The organism is Mycetocola reblochoni REB411 (assembly GCF_900163835.1).
GTDB classification, from domain to species: domain Bacteria; phylum Actinomycetota; class Actinomycetes; order Actinomycetales; family Microbacteriaceae; genus Mycetocola_B; species Mycetocola_B reblochoni.
The window spans coordinates 123,490-137,994 of record NZ_FUKR01000036.1 but is presented as its reverse complement, the minus strand read 5'-3'; the positions used below and the strand labels follow the sequence as shown (position 1 = coordinate 137,994).

The following is a 14,505-nucleotide window of genomic DNA, read 5'->3' as shown; positions in this document are numbered from 1 at the left end:
GCTATCCTGCCTCGGACTCCTCGCCGTCTGTCCTGATGCGCTGGCCGACGACGGCGGACACGCCGTCCTGCCGCATGGAGACGCCGTAGAGGGCGTCCGCGATCTCCATCGTCCGCTTCTGGTGAGTGATGACGATGAGCTGCGAGCTGGCGCGCAGGTCCTCGAAGATCTGCAGCAGCCGACCGAGGTTGGCATCGTCCAGCGCCGCCTCGACCTCGTCCATGATGTAGAACGGGCTCGGCCTGGCCTTGAAGATGGCCACAAGCAGCGCGACCGCTGCGAGGGAGCGCTCGCCCCCGGAGAGCAGCGAGAGCCGCTCGACCTTCTTGCCCGCGGGGCGGACGCTGACCTCGATGCCCGTCGTCAGCAGGTTGTCCGGGTCGCTGAGTGCGAGGGTCCCCGTACCGCCGGGGAACAGAACGGGGAAGACCTCGTTGAAGGCCTCCCTGGTGTCCTCGAACGCCTCGCGGAAGATCAGCTGCATGCGCTCGTCGAGCTCGGTGATGATCGTCTCGAGGTCGCTGCGGGTCTTGGCCAGGTCGGCGAGCTGCTCGGTGAGGAAGAGGTGCCGCTGTTCGAGCGCGGCGAACTCCTCCAGCGCGAGCGGGTTGATCCGGCCGAGCCGCGAGAGCATCTGCTCCGCCCTCGCCAGGCGACGCTGCTGCTCGGCGCGGACGAAGGGGACGCCGTCCTCGGGAGTCAGGGGCCCGTCCCCGTCCGGGACGTCGCCGTCCGGCCCGTCCCCGTCCGGGGTGCACTCCGCCGGGTCCGCGGGCACGGCGGCGGCCTCGGTCGACGCAGCAGTCACAGTGGCCTCGGTCGCTTCCGCCTCGGCACCGCCGGCGACGGTCACGTCCGCGTCGGGGGACGGCACGGGCACGTCGGCGTCCGCCGACGCCGCGGCCGAGCGGGCGCGCGAGCGTGCGACGGCGCGCCGTGCCATCTCGGCGACGTCCTCGCCGTCGCGGGGGACGAGACGGTCGGGACCGTACTCGGCGACGAGCACCTGCTCGACCAGGCCGAGCTCGCTCGCCGCCCGCTCCAGTAGACTCGACAGCTGCAGCTTCTTCTCGTAGATCTGCAGTTCGAGGGAGTGGACGTCCTCGGTGATGAGCTGGAGACGGTCCCGCAGCTGAGCCCCGTCCCTGCGCAGCTCCGCGAGCTCGGCGTTCTGCTCGCGGCGCTCGTCCTCCGCCCTGACCAGGCGCACCCTGGCCTCGGCGACAGACCGCTCCGCCGAGGCGATGAGCTCCGGCAACGACGCGGCGACACGCTCGGCCGCCTCACGCTGGCGGCGCCGGACGACGGCCTTTCGCGCGGCTGCCTCAGCCGCCTGACCCTCGGCTTCGCGCCTGCGTCGCAGCGAGGCGGCACGACCCTCCGCCTGGCGCACGCGCTCCTTCGCGGTCTCGACGACGAAGCGCGCCTCGATCTCCTCATCCCTGGCGCGCTCGAGCTCGGCGGCGGCCTCATCCCGCGCGTGCGCGTCGACGATCGGTCGGGGCTTCGACCGCGCGACGTCCACCGCCGCCGACGTCGACGCGGCCAGTGCCTCGGCATCGCGGAGCGCCGCCGAGGCGGCCAGCTGCGCCGCACCCGCGCGCTCCCGCTCCGCTCGCGCGGCATCGACGCGGACGCGGAGGCCGTTGACGCGCTCGTTGTACTCGGCGAGCAGGCCGTCCTGCTCACGCAGCGCGGCAAGAGCCGAGGTGCTCCGCTCCTGGGCCGCGCGGAGAGCCACACGGGCCGCCACGAGCTCCTCGTCCCGCCCCACGGCCGCCGTCGCTGCCGCGTCGCGTTCGGCGACCGCGGCATCGCGTTCGGCCGTGAGCTGTATGCGGCCCCGCTCGCGTGAGCCACCGCCGGAGAGCGTCGACGCCGTCACGACCTCCCCCGCCGCCGTCACCGCGCCCATCGCCACGGGGGCGAGGGCAAGCGCCGCCACGGCACCGTCGAGGTCCTCCGCGAGCAGGAACAGGTCGAGGACGGCGAGCACGCCGTCGGGGGCCGTCGCCAACTCCGACACCCGGGTCATGGCCGGGACGCCGCCGCTCACCTCCGGCCTGCCCGCCCCGGCGACCACCACATCGACCGAGGTGTCGGCTTCTGCGGCGAGCGCCAGCACCCGGGACGCCGCCGCGAAGTCGTCGACGAGAACGGCCTCAGCCAGCGATCCGAGCGCGCGGGCGACGACGGCCTCGGAGCCGGCACGGGGGTGGACGCTGTCGGCGACGAGCCCGACGACGCCGGGCACCCCGTCCAGGTCCAGCTCCGAACCGCCGGCCGACACCTCCAGCGCCCTGCCGAGCGCGGCCGCCCTGGCCGCGTGGGAGTCCCTGGCGCTCTGCGCCTCGTGCAGAGCGGTCCTCGCCGCGTCGAGCGCTGCCTCCCGGTCGATGACCTCGGCCTGCGCGGCGGTGTAGCGGGCGCTGACGTCGTCGCCCTCCTCGGGAGCCGTCGGGGCGGAGGCGCGCAGCTGCTCCTGCTCGGCGATCGCCGCCGACTCGCGCTGTTCCGCGTCCGCGGCTGCGGCGCTCTGACGCTGTGCCTCGCCACGGACGGCGGCGAGGCGGGATGCCGCCGCATCGGCCGCACCCTGCAGGGTGGACAGCTCCAGGTCGTGCGCCGAGACGAGCTCGGCCTGCGCCTGGATCTCGCGGTCGATCGCGTCCAGCGCCTCCCGCCGTCCGGCCGTCGCGGCCCTGGCCTGCTCGACGGCGCGCTCGGCACCCCCGATGGCCTCGCGCAGCGCGGCGACCTCCTCGCGAGCCTCCGTCACCGCCTGTTCCGTGACCGTCCGGGTGACCTGCGCGGACTCCTCCTGCGCGTCGAGGAGCGCCAGTCGCTGCTGCGTGAGCGTGTGCAGGTTGCGCAGGCGCTGGTGGACGGACTCGAGGGCGAAGAGCACGGCGCGGGCACCGTCGACGGCGTCGCTGCTCTGGTCCTGCTCGATCCTGGCCGAGCGGATCTGGTTCTGTTCGAGCTTCTCCTGCAACACGATCCGCTCGGTGTGCCGTTCCTGCTCGGAGCGGTCGTGTTCGCCCAGCTGGCGCCGGAGCCCGACGACCTCGTCCGCGAGCAGCCGGGCCCGCGCGTCACGGAGGACGGCCTGGATGCCCTGCGCCTCCCTCGCCACCTCCGCCTGCTTGCCGAGCGGCTTGAGCTGTCTCCTGAGTTCCCCGGCGAGGTCGTTGAGCCGAGTGAGGTTGGCCTGCATGGCGTCCAGCTTGCGGACCGTGCGCTCCTTGCGCCTGCGGTGCTTGAGGATCCCCGCCGCCTCCTCGATGAACCCGCGTCGCTCCTCGGCGCTGGCCCTGAGCACAGAGTCCAGTTGGCCCTGCCCGACGATGACGTGCATCTCACGGCCGAGGCCCGAGTCGCTCAGCAGCTCCTGCACGTCGAGCAGCCGCACGGAGCGCCCGTTGATGGCGTACTCGCTGCCGCCGTTGCGGAAGAGCGTGCGCGAGATCGTCACCTCGCTGTAGTCGATGGGGAGGGCGCCGTCGGTGTTGTCGATGGTGACGCTGACCTCCGCGCGGCCGAGGGGGCCGCGCGTCGACGTGCCGGCGAAGATGACGTCCTCCATCTTGCCCCCGCGGAGCGTCTTCGCCCCCTGCTCACCCATCACCCAGGCGAGGGCGTCCACGACGTTCGACTTGCCCGAGCCATTGGGGCCGACGACACAGGTCACGCCCGGCTCGAAGGCGAAGGTGGTCTTCTGCGCGAACGACTTGAAGCCGCGGAGCGTCATGCTCTTCAGATACACGCGACACCCCTTCCACGGCACGACGGCGTTGGATCAACGCTATCCGATGGGCGGGCCCGCGCCGGGCAGGCGGGGCGGTGAGGCCGCGCCTCTGCCACAATCGCGTCATGGAGTGGAACCCGCTGGTGCCGGAGCTGACCGTGACCGAACTCGCGCGGAGCCTGCGGTTCTACGTCGACGGCGTCGGTTTCGCCGTCCGGTACACCCGCGAGGACCCGCCGTTCGCGTATCTCGACCTGGACGGCGCCCAGATCATGCTCGAGCAGGACCACGAGAGCGCGTGGGTCACGGCCGCGCCGGAGCATCCCCGTGGCCGCGGCCTCAACCTTCAGATCGAGGTGCCGGACGTGTCGGCTGCGCGCGACCGGCTGCTCGCGGCAGGCCACGACGCGTTCCGGGAGCTGCACGAGAGCCGCTCTCGCGTCGGCGACGGCTGGGAGAGTCAGCGCGAGTACCTCGTCCTGGACCCGGACGGGTACCTCATCCGTCTCGTTCAGATCCTCTGATCGCCCGGGCGTCGCCTCGCACGGCGGCGTCGGCCCCTGGCCTACCTCGCGCCCGGGCCCGTGCCCGCACCCGCACCCGCACCCGCACCCGCACCCGCACCCGACCGTCTCAGCCGCGCGGCGTGAGAGACCCGACGACCGCGTCCAGCCCGAACGCCCAGGCCGCCTCGACGTCGCCGCCCAGGGCGAAGCCGCCGTTGAGCTCCATGAGCACGAAGCCGGCCGCCCAGGCCGTCAGGGTGCGCGCCGCGTCGAGCGCGTGCCGCTCCCCCGCGACCTGACCGGCCAGTCGGATGACGGTCGCGCTCGCAGCGGCGCGGTGCTCGTCCCCCACCACGGGCACACCCGCACCAGCACCAGCACCCGCACCCGCACCCGCACCCGGCGCGAGGATCAGTCGGAACGCCGCGGGGCGCTCGTGGCCGAAGGCGCGGAACCTCGTGGCGCCGTCGGCGAGGTCAGCGGCCGCGTCGAGCCGTTCGGCGAGCTCGGCGAAGCTGGACTCCGCGACGAGCCGGATGAGCTCGTCGCGGTTGCGGACGCGCTTATACAGCGACGGCGCCCTGACGCCGACCGCCAGTGCGACGCGCTGCATGGTGAGTCCGGCGAGGCCGTCGGCCTCGAGGATGTCGCGCGCGGCGGCGACGATGGCGTCGAGTGAGGTCCGGTCCGGGGTGGGCACGGGACAAGCATAGCTATTGACCATAGCCTCATAGCTAACTATCGTAGCCATCATGCGTCTCGCCCCCTCACTCCACCGCATCGGCAACGACATCGTTGCCGCCTACCTGATCAGCACACCCGACGGTGTCACCGTCATCGACGCCGGCCTGCCCGGCCACTGGTCGGAACTGATCGCCGAGCTCGCGGCGATCGGGCGGACCCCCGCCGAGGTGCGCGGACTGATCCTCACCCACGGCGACTCCGACCACATCGGCGTCGCCGACCGCCTGCACCGCGAGTACGGCGTCGCCGTGTACCTGCACCCCGCAGACGCTTCCCGCGCCGCCGGGGGTCCGAAGCCGCGGAGCGCCCGACAGCGGATGCGCCTCGGCGCCACCGCGGGATTCCTCGCCTACACCGCGGGGAAGGGCGGCCTCCGACCCCGCTGGATCCACGAGACACTGCCCCTCCACGACGGCGACACCCTCGCGTTGCCCGGGTCGCCCCGCATCATCGGGCTGCCCGGCCACTCGCCCGGCAGCGTCGCCGTGCATTCGGCCGAGGTCGACGCCGTGTTCGTCGGCGACGGCCTGACCACTCGGGACGTCCTCACGGGTGCGACGGGACCGCGCCCGGCGCCCTTCACCGACGATCCCTCCGAAGCCGCGGCCTCCCTCGACGCCGTCGCCGCGACCGGGGCGCGCTGGGTTCTCCCCGGTCACGGTGCCCCGTGGGATCGCGGGTCAGCCGCTGCCGTCGCCGCCGTGCGTGCGGCGAATGCCTGAGCGCGCCGCCGTCCGCTAGCGTCAGTCCATGACCTCGCCCCACCCCCACGTGACGATCCGCGACGCCCGCGACGGCGACCACGACGCCGTCGTCGAGCTCTGGACGCGGAGCGGGCTGACCCGCCCGTGGAACGACCCGTACGCCGACATCGTGCGGTCGTCGGCCTCCCCGTCCGGCCTCCTGCTCGTCGCGGTCGACGAGAGCCGCGACGGCACGGACGGCACCGACACCGACACCGACACGCATGATGCCGAGAGCGCCGACGCCGCGGACGCCCCCGCCGCACGCATCGTCGGGAGCGTCATGGCCGGTTACGACGGCCACCGCGGCTGGCTGTACTACCTGGCGACCGCCGCTTCGCACCGCGGGGCCGGGATCGGGCGAGCACTCGTCGCGGAGGCCGAACGACGCCTCGCCGCGATGGGCTGCCCCAAGGTCCAGCTCATGGTGCGCGGGGACAATGTCTCCGCCGTGACGTTCTACGATCGGCTCGGGTACGGGCCCGACGACGTGCGCGTCCTCGGACGCCGACTCGTCATCGATGAGCCGAGCGGCAGCGACAGCGCGCCGGGGTGAGGCCGCCGGTTGCCCGTCGGCGCAGCGACGGCGCCCCGGCACCCCGGAAGCGCTTCGCCCGCCGTCAGGGCGGCTGCCGCCAGCGGGCGGGTAGAAGTGCGAGCTCCGGTTCAAGACGCTCCCCCGCACGATCGGGGCGCTGCAGCGTGGACACGGCCTCCCCGCCCGGCCGTCGGGGTTCGACGAGTGCGCGGCGCTCACAATATGCCCTCGAGATCCGGTGAGATCAGCTCATCCGCGCCGGAGCCAGGAACGGAGACGACGGCGCGCATTGGCATACGGGGACGAGGTGTTGAACGAGATCATCCGACCCATGGTCCACTTTCCGTACCAGGGTGAGCCGTAGAGCTCCGCGTCCGAGTACCCGTCCACCACAGCGACGATCTCGTCCTTGGCTTCGCGCAGCTGTCGTCGCAGGGCGGGCCACGAGTCCTCCGCGTGCTCGGCGTAGTAGCGCTGAGCCAGGAGACCGAGCTCGTTCCATGTGACCCCTACAGCAGGAAACTCGTCCGGAAGCCCGTGCTCTCGGCGTCGATGCCAGACAAGAACCTGCTGGTTCCACCCAACAAGGTAGGCCACCAGATCTGCGGGGCTCATCAGCGTATCTTTCACGTGGCCGTCCAGCACACGCTGTCGTGCCGCGTCAGTGGGCACCCGATCGAGATCGTCTTCCAGCTGCGCGAAGGTCTTCTCGATGGCAGCGAGGAGGTCGTCCTTCGTTGCAGGGACAGCCATTCTCCGCCTCGGTTCTCCGCGGTTCCGGGTGCACATCCCCGGCATGGGATCTTCGGTTCCATTCTACGAAGCAGCCTGGATTTCCCGGCTGAGCACACCTCGGCCTGAGTGTGCCCGCGCCCGCACAACACGACGACCTGAGCCCGTGGCGACACAGACTACGCGCGCTGGCAGCGCGGGCAGAAGTGCGAGCCCCGGTTCATGAAGCTCTCCCGCACGATCGGCTCCCCGCAACGCGGACACGGTCTGCCCGCCTGGCCATAGGCGTTCAGCGAGTGCGCGAAGTACCCCGACGCCCCGTTCACATTGACGTACTGGGCGTCGAAGCTCGTCCCGCCCTCGGCCAGCGCCCGACGGAGCACGGACCTGACCGCCTCGAGCAGGCCCTCCACCGTGGCGGGGTCGAGGCGCGACGCGGGCGTCTCGCCGTGGATGCGCGCCGCCCAGAGCGCCTCGTCGGCGTAGATGTTGCCGATACCGCTGACGACCGTCTGGTCGAGCAGCACGCGCTTGATCGCACTGGCCTTGCGCCCGATCGTCGCGACGAGCGCCGGCATGTCCAGCGCGGGGTCGAGCGCGTCCCTGGCGATGTGCGCCACCTGCGACGGGATCACGGCCGCATCCTCGCGTCGACGTCCCGCCCAGCCGCCGGGGGCGCCGTCCCCGGTCGGGAGCAGCACGTCGCGGGCGAGCGAGCCGAACAGGCGCTGGTCGACGAAGTTCAGCTGCACCTCGCCGTGCCCGGGCGAATCGAGCAGGACCGCGATGCGCGTCAAGCGGTCCACCATCCCCGGCTCGCGCAGCAGCATCTGGCCGCTCATGCCCAGGTGCGCCACGAGCGCCTGCGGCTCCGGGGCGGGTCCGCCCGCATCGTCGCGCTCCGTCACGGCCCCGGCGGCGAGCGGGAACCAGAGGAACTTGCCCCTGCGCACGGCGGACGACAGCGTCCGGCCGGTCAGCCAGCGCTCGAAGTTGTCGGCATCGCCGCCGTGGCGTTTGAGCGCGCGCGGGTCGAGGACGTCGACGGAGAGCACCCTGGCTCCGGTCACCGCGGGCTCAAGCCCGTGCCTGACCACCTCAACCTCGGGAAGCTCCGGCACCGCTCAGTCGCGCCCGGTCAGCTGCGTCCAGGCGTCGAGCGCCGCCGCCATCTCTGCCGTCTTCTTGCTCGTGCCGGATCCGGTCCCCGTGACCACATCGCCGGCACGCACCGTCGCGTCGAAGACACGCTGATGGTCGGGCCCGCTCGCCAGGATGGTGTACTCCGGCGCGGGCGCACCCGTCCCGGCCAGTGCCTCCTGCAGGCTCGTCTTCGGGTCCATCGCGGCGCCGAAGCGCTCCGGGTCCTCGAGCAGCGGCCGAAGCAAACGGAGAACGAGCGCCGTCGCAGCCTGCTGGCCGGCGGCCAGATAGGTGGCGCCGATGATCGCCTCGACAGTGTCCGCGAGGATCGACGACTTGTCGTTGCCGCCGGTGAGGACCTCGCCGCGGCCGAGCCGGATGAACGGCCCCAGCCCGATCTGCCTGGCGACCTCGGCCAGGGCGACCGTCGACACCACCGCGGCGCGGCGCTTGGCGAGCTCGCCCTCGGAGAGGTCCGGATTCTCCCGGAAGAGCGTGATCGTCACGGCAAGCCCGAGCACCGAGTCGCCGAGGAACTCGAGCCGCTCGTTATGGGTGATGCCGCCGTGCTCGTAGGCGTAGGAACGGTGGGTCAGCGCAACGTCGAGAAGCTCGGGGTCGATGAAGACCCCGAGCTTCTCGGTAAGCGCCGAAACATCCGATGCCGCGTTGCGCGGCGGAGTTCGGTTCGCCACGGACTTAGACGTCCGCGACCTTGCGGCCCTTGTACTCCAGGAACAGCGGCGTGCCGGCCGAGTCCTCGACGACCTTCGCACGGTGCGGGAGGCTGTAGGTGGTCTTGCCGTTCTCGACGGTCTTCACCAGCGCGGGAACCTCAGCCTTCCACTGCGAACGACGCGCGTGGGTGTTGGCACGGGACTTCTTCCTCTTGGGAACAGCCATGTCTATCTCTCTTCTCTGTCTCCAGCACCGGAGTCGTCCGTGCTGATGTCCGTGGTGAATCCCGTGAGGGCTGCCCACCGCGGATCGATGGCCTGACGGGAATCAGATGCCGGCTGGCTCGTCAGACGCTCACCGGTCTCGGGGTCGAGACCGGGGCAGTCCTCCGAACAAATCGGCTGGAACGGCAGTGAAAGCACCACCGCATCCCTGAGCACGGGTTCAAGATCCACGTGGTCGTCGTGAACCTCATACTCAAATGATTCGTCCTTACGATACGCGAAAAGTTCCTGAATCTCGACTTCGACACTCTGCTCGATGTCGCGGAGGCAGCGACCGCACACACCGACCGCGGTGGCCTCGGCGGTACCCGACACGAGGATCCCCTCGTGGACGGACTCGAGACGCAGGTCCTCGTCGAGCTCGGATCCGGCGCGGACGGTGAGCAGTCCCTCGCCCCAGGTCTCGGGGAGGGGGATGCTCGTGTGGACCTGGCGCATCTCGCCCGGGCGGTGGACGATGTCCCTGACCTGGATGCGGAAGGGGTGGGCGCGAGTACTCATCCCCCCATCCTACGACGGAGGGGCGACATCGCCGGCCCGGCGCGTGCGCCCTCGGCGAAACAGCGAGGAGGGCAGCACGCGGGCACGGAGCACGGCACCGAGGGAGGCCCGCCGGCGGAGGGCGCGCGACGCCTCCGCCGCGAGGGCCCAGACCTCGGCATCGGCATCGGCCGAGCGCCGGCCACCGGCGCGCGGGGCGAACGCCTCCGCGTCGGCCGCGACGGCGACCGCGTGTGCGGGCCCGGCCGGTCCGGAATCCCACCTCTCGGCGAGGACGGAGTGCGTGTCGGATACCCCGACGGGAAGACCCAGGTCGACCGCGACGGCCTCCAGCTCGGCCCACGCCGGCCCCGCTCCGCCCCGGCGTCTCCGGCGGTGGCGCTGGAGCAGTCGGAGCGATGCGGGCGCGACGACGACGAGCGCGGCGACGACCGCGAGCAGCGCGACGGGGATGGCGACCGGGTCGACCGCGGCCCCCTCGGTCCCCGGAACACCGTCCTCCGGCCGCGCTGAGGCGGACTCCGCAGGGGTGGACGACGGCGCGGCCGATGCGCTCGGGGCGGCGCTCGGCGTCTCCTCCGCCGCCCCCGGCGTCGCGGCGGTGCTCGGTTCGGCGACGGGGCTCGACCCGGTCGACGGGGTCGGCTCGAACGGGGTCCAGCCGACCCCGTCGACGTAGAGCTCCGGCCAGGCGTGCGCGTCGTGCGAGGTCACCACCCTCCAACCGTCTTCGCTCTCGCGCCCCTCGCTGCCGGGGAGGAAGCCGACGGCGATGCGCGCGGGCACGCCCTCGAGCCTGGCCATCAGGGCCATCGCCGAGGCGTAGTGGACGCAGTAGCCGCTGCGCGCGGCGAGGAACGCCTCGATCATCCGGGCGCTGTCGCCGTCGTAGCCCTCCGCGACGGGCGCCGACTCGGAGTAGCTGAAGTCGCCCGACCGGAAGAAGTCCTGCAGCGCCCGCCCGACCTCGAGGGCACCGTCGGCGTCACCGACCGCGGAGCGTGCCGCCTCGACGACGGCGGGAGGGACGTCCTCCGGGACCGCCCTGCTCTCGTCGTCGGGAGCCAGCTCGGTGCTGCCTGCCCCCTGACCGGCTCCGGCGGCATCGACGTCGAGCGACCGGACCGCGTAGGCGCCCTCCTGCACCCCTCCGGCACCGGCGCCGAGCGTGAGGGCGTCCGCGTCCCACGTCCAGCCCTCCTGCGCCGGACTGACCGCGACGGCCGGGTAGGGCACCGGCAGCGCGGCACCCCGGAGCCCGGTGATCCTCACCTCCGTCTCGACGGGCGTCGACGGCGTACCGGCGGCGAGCCCCGGCACGGGGTTCTGCACGGGCGAGTCCGCGTCCGTGCGGCGACCGTCGGAGCCCTCCCTCCAGCCGGTGGGCGTCGCCTCGTCGAGCACCGCCGTCCACAGATACGGCAGCTGTTCCGCCGTCGAACGCATCTCGAGCAGCTCGACCGCGTCCCCGCGACGCAGGTCCTGCCCGAGCACGATGAGCGGGCTCACCGCGCTGCCCCCTCCCTGCCCGGCCAGGGGCGTGCCGGACCGAGAGCCGGGGAGCACGGAGGTGAGCGCGCCCGCGACGAGGACGAGCGCCGTCGCCGCTCCGAGGGTGGCCAGCAGCCGGCCGGGGGACGTCCGCGAGCGCGTGCGCTCCCCCTCCGGTCGCCCATCGCCGGCGGCGGCGAGGAGCAGCAGCAGCGCGAGAGCGCTGGACAGGACCCAGGGCCAGGGGGTCACCCCTGTGATGAGGATCCCCGGCAGCAGAAGGGCGATCTGGAGCAGCGCCACCGCGGCGGGGATCCGCGCGCCGACGACGAGCAGTTCGCCGACCACCGCGACCAGGGCGGACCCGGCCACGAGCAGCGCGGCGAGCCCGGCGCCCGGGCGGACGGGGTAGCTCTGCGACACGATCGTCGCGACCGCGTCCTCGCCGAGCGCGGACACCGCGTCCCCGGGTGGGATCCCGTGCGCCGCGGCCCAGCCGACGGTGAGAACGGCACCCGAGGCCGTGACGAGAACGATGAGGAGGACGATCGACCTCGCCACCGTGAGGCCGAGCCGGCGCAGCAGCCAGCCCGTGGTCAGGATCATCAGCGTCGTCGCTGCCGCCCCTGCGAGCCCCTCCCCCTGCCGGAGCAGGGGCGCCAGACCGCCGAGCGGCAGGATGAGCGTGGCGGCCAGGAGCGTCGTCCGGCCGAGGTCGGTGCCGGCGCCGGTACCGCCGCGACGGGCACGTGTACCGCCGCGGCGAGCACGCGTGCGGTCGGGACGGGGGCCGGCGACGCTCACGGGGTCGTCCCCAGCGCGTCGACGACGCTGTCGGCGTCGGGGCCGGTCACGATCACGTTGCCCCCCGCGACGTGCTCGACACGCACGGCGGCATCGGCGTGAGCGACGGCGAGCACCGTCACACCCGCGCCGGGCAAGCCGTCGGGGTCCGCCGTCGTCACGCACACGTCGTCGGCCCGCAGCCTGGCCGTCGGCATGATCCCCGCGCGGACGTCCAGACGGGCCAGCGCCGTGAGCATCCCCGAGCGCTCCGCGGCCGAGAACGTCGGCACCGCCGTACCGAGGTGGATCTCGACGTCGACCCCTGACGCGAGCGACTCGTCGGCGACGCTCGCCACCAGCGCGACCGCCTCCTCGGCCTCCCTGTCCGCCGTCGCCGCCGGGACGACGAGGAACAGCCGGAGGCGCACGCGCTGCTCGGCGTTCGTCTCCCGCACCATGAGCTCGTCCCTGTGGGCCGTCTGCTTCCAGTGCACCTGGCGCAGCGGGTCTCCCGCGCGGTACTCGCGCACGCCGACCTCGTCCTGCCCGCTGCCGGCGCGGAACCGGCGACCCGGCTCGGAGTGGAACCGCGCGGAGGGCACGCGGGCGCCGGGGATCACCTCGGGCCAGACGACGAACTCCGTCGACCTGCCGTGCTCGCTGCGCACGCCGACCGTCCCGAAGGGGTCGACGTCGACCCTGACGACGGGCCCCAGGACGACGACGCCCCTGTGCACGGGCAGCGCGCTGACCCGGTCGCCGACACGGTCGACGACCCACTCCTCGGGGAAGGTGTCGAACCAGTCGGCCCCGTCGTCGGGATGGACGAGCAGGGCCTCGACGCCGACGAACGGGGCGCCGTGCCGGGTGTTCAGCCGGCGCGAGGGCTCAGCCCCCGATGCGGGCCTGAGGGTGAACAGCACCCCGGCCACGGGAAGGAGCACGGCGAGCGCGCCGAGGAACAGCAGCTCCGCCCGGTGCGTGACGGCCCACGCACCGAGCAGCCCCGCGCCGGCGACGAGCAGCGTCCAGCCGCGCCCCGTCAGCCGCCAGCGGCGTCCCCGTGCGGGCGCGCCGACGCCCACGACTCAGCGCCCCCGGGGGACGGGGACCGACGCACGGCATTCCGCGACGATGCGCAGCGCCTCCCGCTCGTCAGCTCCCCTGTCGGCGAGGACCAGCCGATGCGCCAGCACGGCGTCCGCGAGCCCGATGACGTCCTCAGGGACGACGAAGCCCCGGCCGGACACGAACGCGAGTGCCCGTGCGGCGTGGACGAGGTGCAGCGTCGCGCGCGGGCTCGCGCCGACCCTGACCTCGGGGTGCTCCCTCGTCGCCCTGACGAGGTCGACGGCGTAGCGCGTGACCGCATCGGCGACGAACACCTCGTGCACGCGCGCGACGACGAGCGCGAACTGGCGCGCATCGGTGACCGGCTCGAGCGCGTCGAGCGGGTTCCGCCTCGCCCTGGCCGCGACGAGGGCGGCCTCCGAGTCCACGTCGGGGTAGCCCATCGACACGCGCGCCATGAAGCGGTCGCGCTGCGCCTCGGGCAGGGGGAACGTCCCCTCCATCTCGATCGGGTTCTGCGTGGCGAAGACGGTGAACGGCCGCGGCAGCGGGTGGGAGGTGCCGTCGACGGTGACCTGCCGCTCCGCCATGCACTCCAGCAGGGCGGACTGGGTCTTCGGCGAGGCGCGGTTGATCTCGTCGCCGATGACGATGTTCGCGAACACCGGCCCGGGGACGAACTCGAACCGGGACGTGTCGCGGTGGTAGGTGGTGACACCGGTCACGTCGCTCGGCAGCAGGTCGGGGGTGAACTGGATCCGGCTGACCCGACCGCCGATCGCCTTCGCGAACGCGCGGGCGAGGACCGTCTTGCCGACACCGGGCACGTCCTCGACGAGCAGATGCCCCTCGGCGAGGAGGACGACGGCGGCGAGGGTGATGACGTCGTCCTTGCCGTCGACGACCGTGCCCACACGGGACACGACCTCGCCGACGATCCGTCTGGCGGTGTCGTCGTCCAGACCGGTCACGGCGGCCGCCGCCTCTGCGGCCTCGACCGGCGCGGTCCTGTCGTCGTGCGCGTCGCCCCGTTCCGCGCTCATCGTCCCTCCAGCGCGTCCCTGACGGCGACCGTCACGTAGGGTCCGATGTCCCCGCCGAGCGCGGAGACCTGCCGCACGAGCGAGCTCGACACGACGGCGTGTGCCGGGTCGGGCAGCAGGAACACCGTCTCGACCCCCGCGAGGTCGCGGTTCACCAGCGCCATCGGCGTCTCGTAGACGACGTCGACCTGGGATCGGATGCCCTTGATGAGCACCTGCGCGCCGACCTGGCGCACGTAGTCGACGAGGAGCCCCTCGCTCCAGGACGCGACGACGACGCCGGCGTCCACCCCGCGCTCGGCGAGCGACCGCTCGACCAGCCGCACGCGCTCCTCGACGCCGAGCAGCGGCGACTTGCGGGGGTTGTGCACCACCAGCACGTGCACGGTGTCGTAGAGGCGCGTCGCGCGCTCGATGACGTCGAGGTGACCCAGGGTGATGGGGTCGAACGATCCGGGCACGACGGCGATCCTGTCCATGACGGCCAGCCTAGTGCG

14 protein-coding genes are annotated in these 14,505 nt (G+C 72.8%); 3 read left to right on the top strand and 11 right to left on the bottom strand.

Annotation, left to right across the window (positions count from 1 at the left end; genetic code table 11):
• Position 1: 1 nt before the first annotated feature.
• Positions 2-3,766 (bottom strand): chromosome segregation SMC family protein, encoded by a 3,765-nt coding sequence (locus FM119_RS06575; RefSeq protein WP_087136881.1) that lies wholly within the window; start codon positions 3,764-3,766, stop codon positions 2-4.
• A 107-nt stretch (positions 3,767-3,873) separates the two neighbouring features.
• On the opposite strand from FM119_RS06575, the gene FM119_RS06570 reads away from it, so the two are divergent.
• Positions 3,874-4,272 carry a bleomycin resistance protein gene (locus FM119_RS06570; RefSeq protein WP_087136880.1) on the top strand — a complete coding sequence of 133 codons (399 nt, stop codon included), beginning with the start codon at positions 3,874-3,876 and terminating at the stop codon, positions 4,270-4,272.
• Between the two features lie 109 nt (positions 4,273-4,381).
• Here the strand turns inward: FM119_RS06570 and FM119_RS06565 are convergent, their stop codons facing one another.
• Positions 4,382-4,954, bottom strand: coding sequence for a TetR/AcrR family transcriptional regulator (locus tag FM119_RS06565; protein ID WP_087136879.1), 573 nt, complete (start codon positions 4,952-4,954; stop codon positions 4,382-4,384).
• Positions 4,955-5,006: 52 nt separating this feature from the next.
• Between FM119_RS06565 and FM119_RS06560 the strand changes: the two genes are divergently transcribed.
• Both FM119_RS06560 and FM119_RS06555 read left to right on the top strand, forming a co-directional pair.
• Positions 5,007-5,720, top strand: a complete 714-nt coding sequence (locus FM119_RS06560; protein ID WP_087136878.1) for an MBL fold metallo-hydrolase — start codon at positions 5,007-5,009, stop codon at positions 5,718-5,720.
• A gap of 28 nt (positions 5,721-5,748) precedes the next feature.
• Positions 5,749-6,297, top strand: coding sequence for a GNAT family N-acetyltransferase (locus FM119_RS06555; protein WP_087136877.1), 549 nt, complete (start codon positions 5,749-5,751; stop codon positions 6,295-6,297).
• A 231-nt stretch (positions 6,298-6,528) separates the two neighbouring features.
• On the opposite strand, the gene FM119_RS06550 is transcribed toward FM119_RS06555, so the two are convergent.
• From FM119_RS06550 to coaD, 9 genes are all read right to left on the bottom strand, one after another.
• Positions 6,529-7,032 (bottom strand): ClbS/DfsB family four-helix bundle protein, encoded by a 504-nt coding sequence (locus tag FM119_RS06550; protein ID WP_087136876.1) that lies wholly within the window; start codon positions 7,030-7,032, stop codon positions 6,529-6,531.
• Positions 7,033-7,190: 158 nt separating this feature from the next.
• Positions 7,191-8,132 (bottom strand): bifunctional DNA-formamidopyrimidine glycosylase/DNA-(apurinic or apyrimidinic site) lyase, encoded by a 942-nt coding sequence (gene mutM / locus FM119_RS06545; protein WP_087136875.1) that lies wholly within the window; start codon positions 8,130-8,132, stop codon positions 7,191-7,193.
• 3 nt (positions 8,133-8,135) lie between these two features.
• Positions 8,136-8,849 carry a ribonuclease III gene (gene rnc, locus FM119_RS06540; RefSeq protein WP_087136874.1) on the bottom strand — a complete coding sequence of 238 codons (714 nt, stop codon included), beginning with the start codon at positions 8,847-8,849 and terminating at the stop codon, positions 8,136-8,138.
• A gap of 4 nt (positions 8,850-8,853) precedes the next feature.
• A complete protein-coding gene (gene rpmF / locus FM119_RS06535; protein ID WP_087136873.1) occupies positions 8,854-9,057 on the bottom strand; it encodes a 50S ribosomal protein L32 in 204 nt (67 codons plus the stop codon).
• Positions 9,058-9,059: 2 nt separating this feature from the next.
• Entirely contained in the window at positions 9,060-9,617 is a 558-nt protein-coding gene (locus FM119_RS06530; RefSeq protein ID WP_087136872.1) for a YceD family protein, read from the bottom strand.
• Positions 9,618-9,626: 9 nt separating this feature from the next.
• Positions 9,627-11,912, bottom strand: coding sequence for a transglutaminase TgpA family protein (locus FM119_RS06525; RefSeq protein WP_087136871.1), 2,286 nt, complete (start codon positions 11,910-11,912; stop codon positions 9,627-9,629).
• The gene (locus tag FM119_RS06520) at positions 11,909-12,979 is read right to left on the bottom strand and encodes a DUF58 domain-containing protein (protein WP_087136870.1); all 1,071 of its coding nucleotides are present in this window, start codon (positions 12,977-12,979) and stop codon (positions 11,909-11,911) included. Before FM119_RS06520 ends, FM119_RS06525 begins: the two co-directional genes overlap by 4 nt.
• A 3-nt stretch (positions 12,980-12,982) precedes the next feature.
• Entirely contained in the window at positions 12,983-14,008 is a 1,026-nt protein-coding gene (locus FM119_RS06515; RefSeq protein WP_087136869.1) for an AAA family ATPase, read from the bottom strand.
• Positions 14,005-14,487 (bottom strand): pantetheine-phosphate adenylyltransferase, encoded by a 483-nt coding sequence (coaD, locus tag FM119_RS06510; protein WP_087136868.1) that lies wholly within the window; start codon positions 14,485-14,487, stop codon positions 14,005-14,007. Before coaD ends, FM119_RS06515 begins: the two co-directional genes overlap by 4 nt.
• Positions 14,488-14,505: the final 18 nt, after the last annotated feature.

Coding starts and splice junctions, on each gene's coding strand:
- rpmF (WP_087136873.1), bottom strand. CDS start 9,057: ATGGCTGTTCCCAAGAGGAAGAAGTCCCGTGCCAACACCCACGCGCGT.
- FM119_RS06530 (WP_087136872.1), bottom strand. CDS start 9,617: ATGAGTACTCGCGCCCACCCCTTCCGCATCCAGGTCAGGGACATCGTC.
- FM119_RS06515 (WP_087136869.1), bottom strand. CDS start 14,008: ATGAGCGCGGAACGGGGCGACGCGCACGACGACAGGACCGCGCCGGTC.
- FM119_RS06555 (WP_087136877.1), top strand. CDS start 5,749: ATGACCTCGCCCCACCCCCACGTGACGATCCGCGACGCCCGCGACGGC.
- FM119_RS06560 (WP_087136878.1), top strand. CDS start 5,007: ATGCGTCTCGCCCCCTCACTCCACCGCATCGGCAACGACATCGTTGCC.
- FM119_RS06570 (WP_087136880.1), top strand. CDS start 3,874: ATGGAGTGGAACCCGCTGGTGCCGGAGCTGACCGTGACCGAACTCGCG.
- FM119_RS06550 (WP_087136876.1), bottom strand. CDS start 7,032: ATGGCTGTCCCTGCAACGAAGGACGACCTCCTCGCTGCCATCGAGAAG.
- coaD (WP_087136868.1), bottom strand. CDS start 14,487: ATGGACAGGATCGCCGTCGTGCCCGGATCGTTCGACCCCATCACCCTG.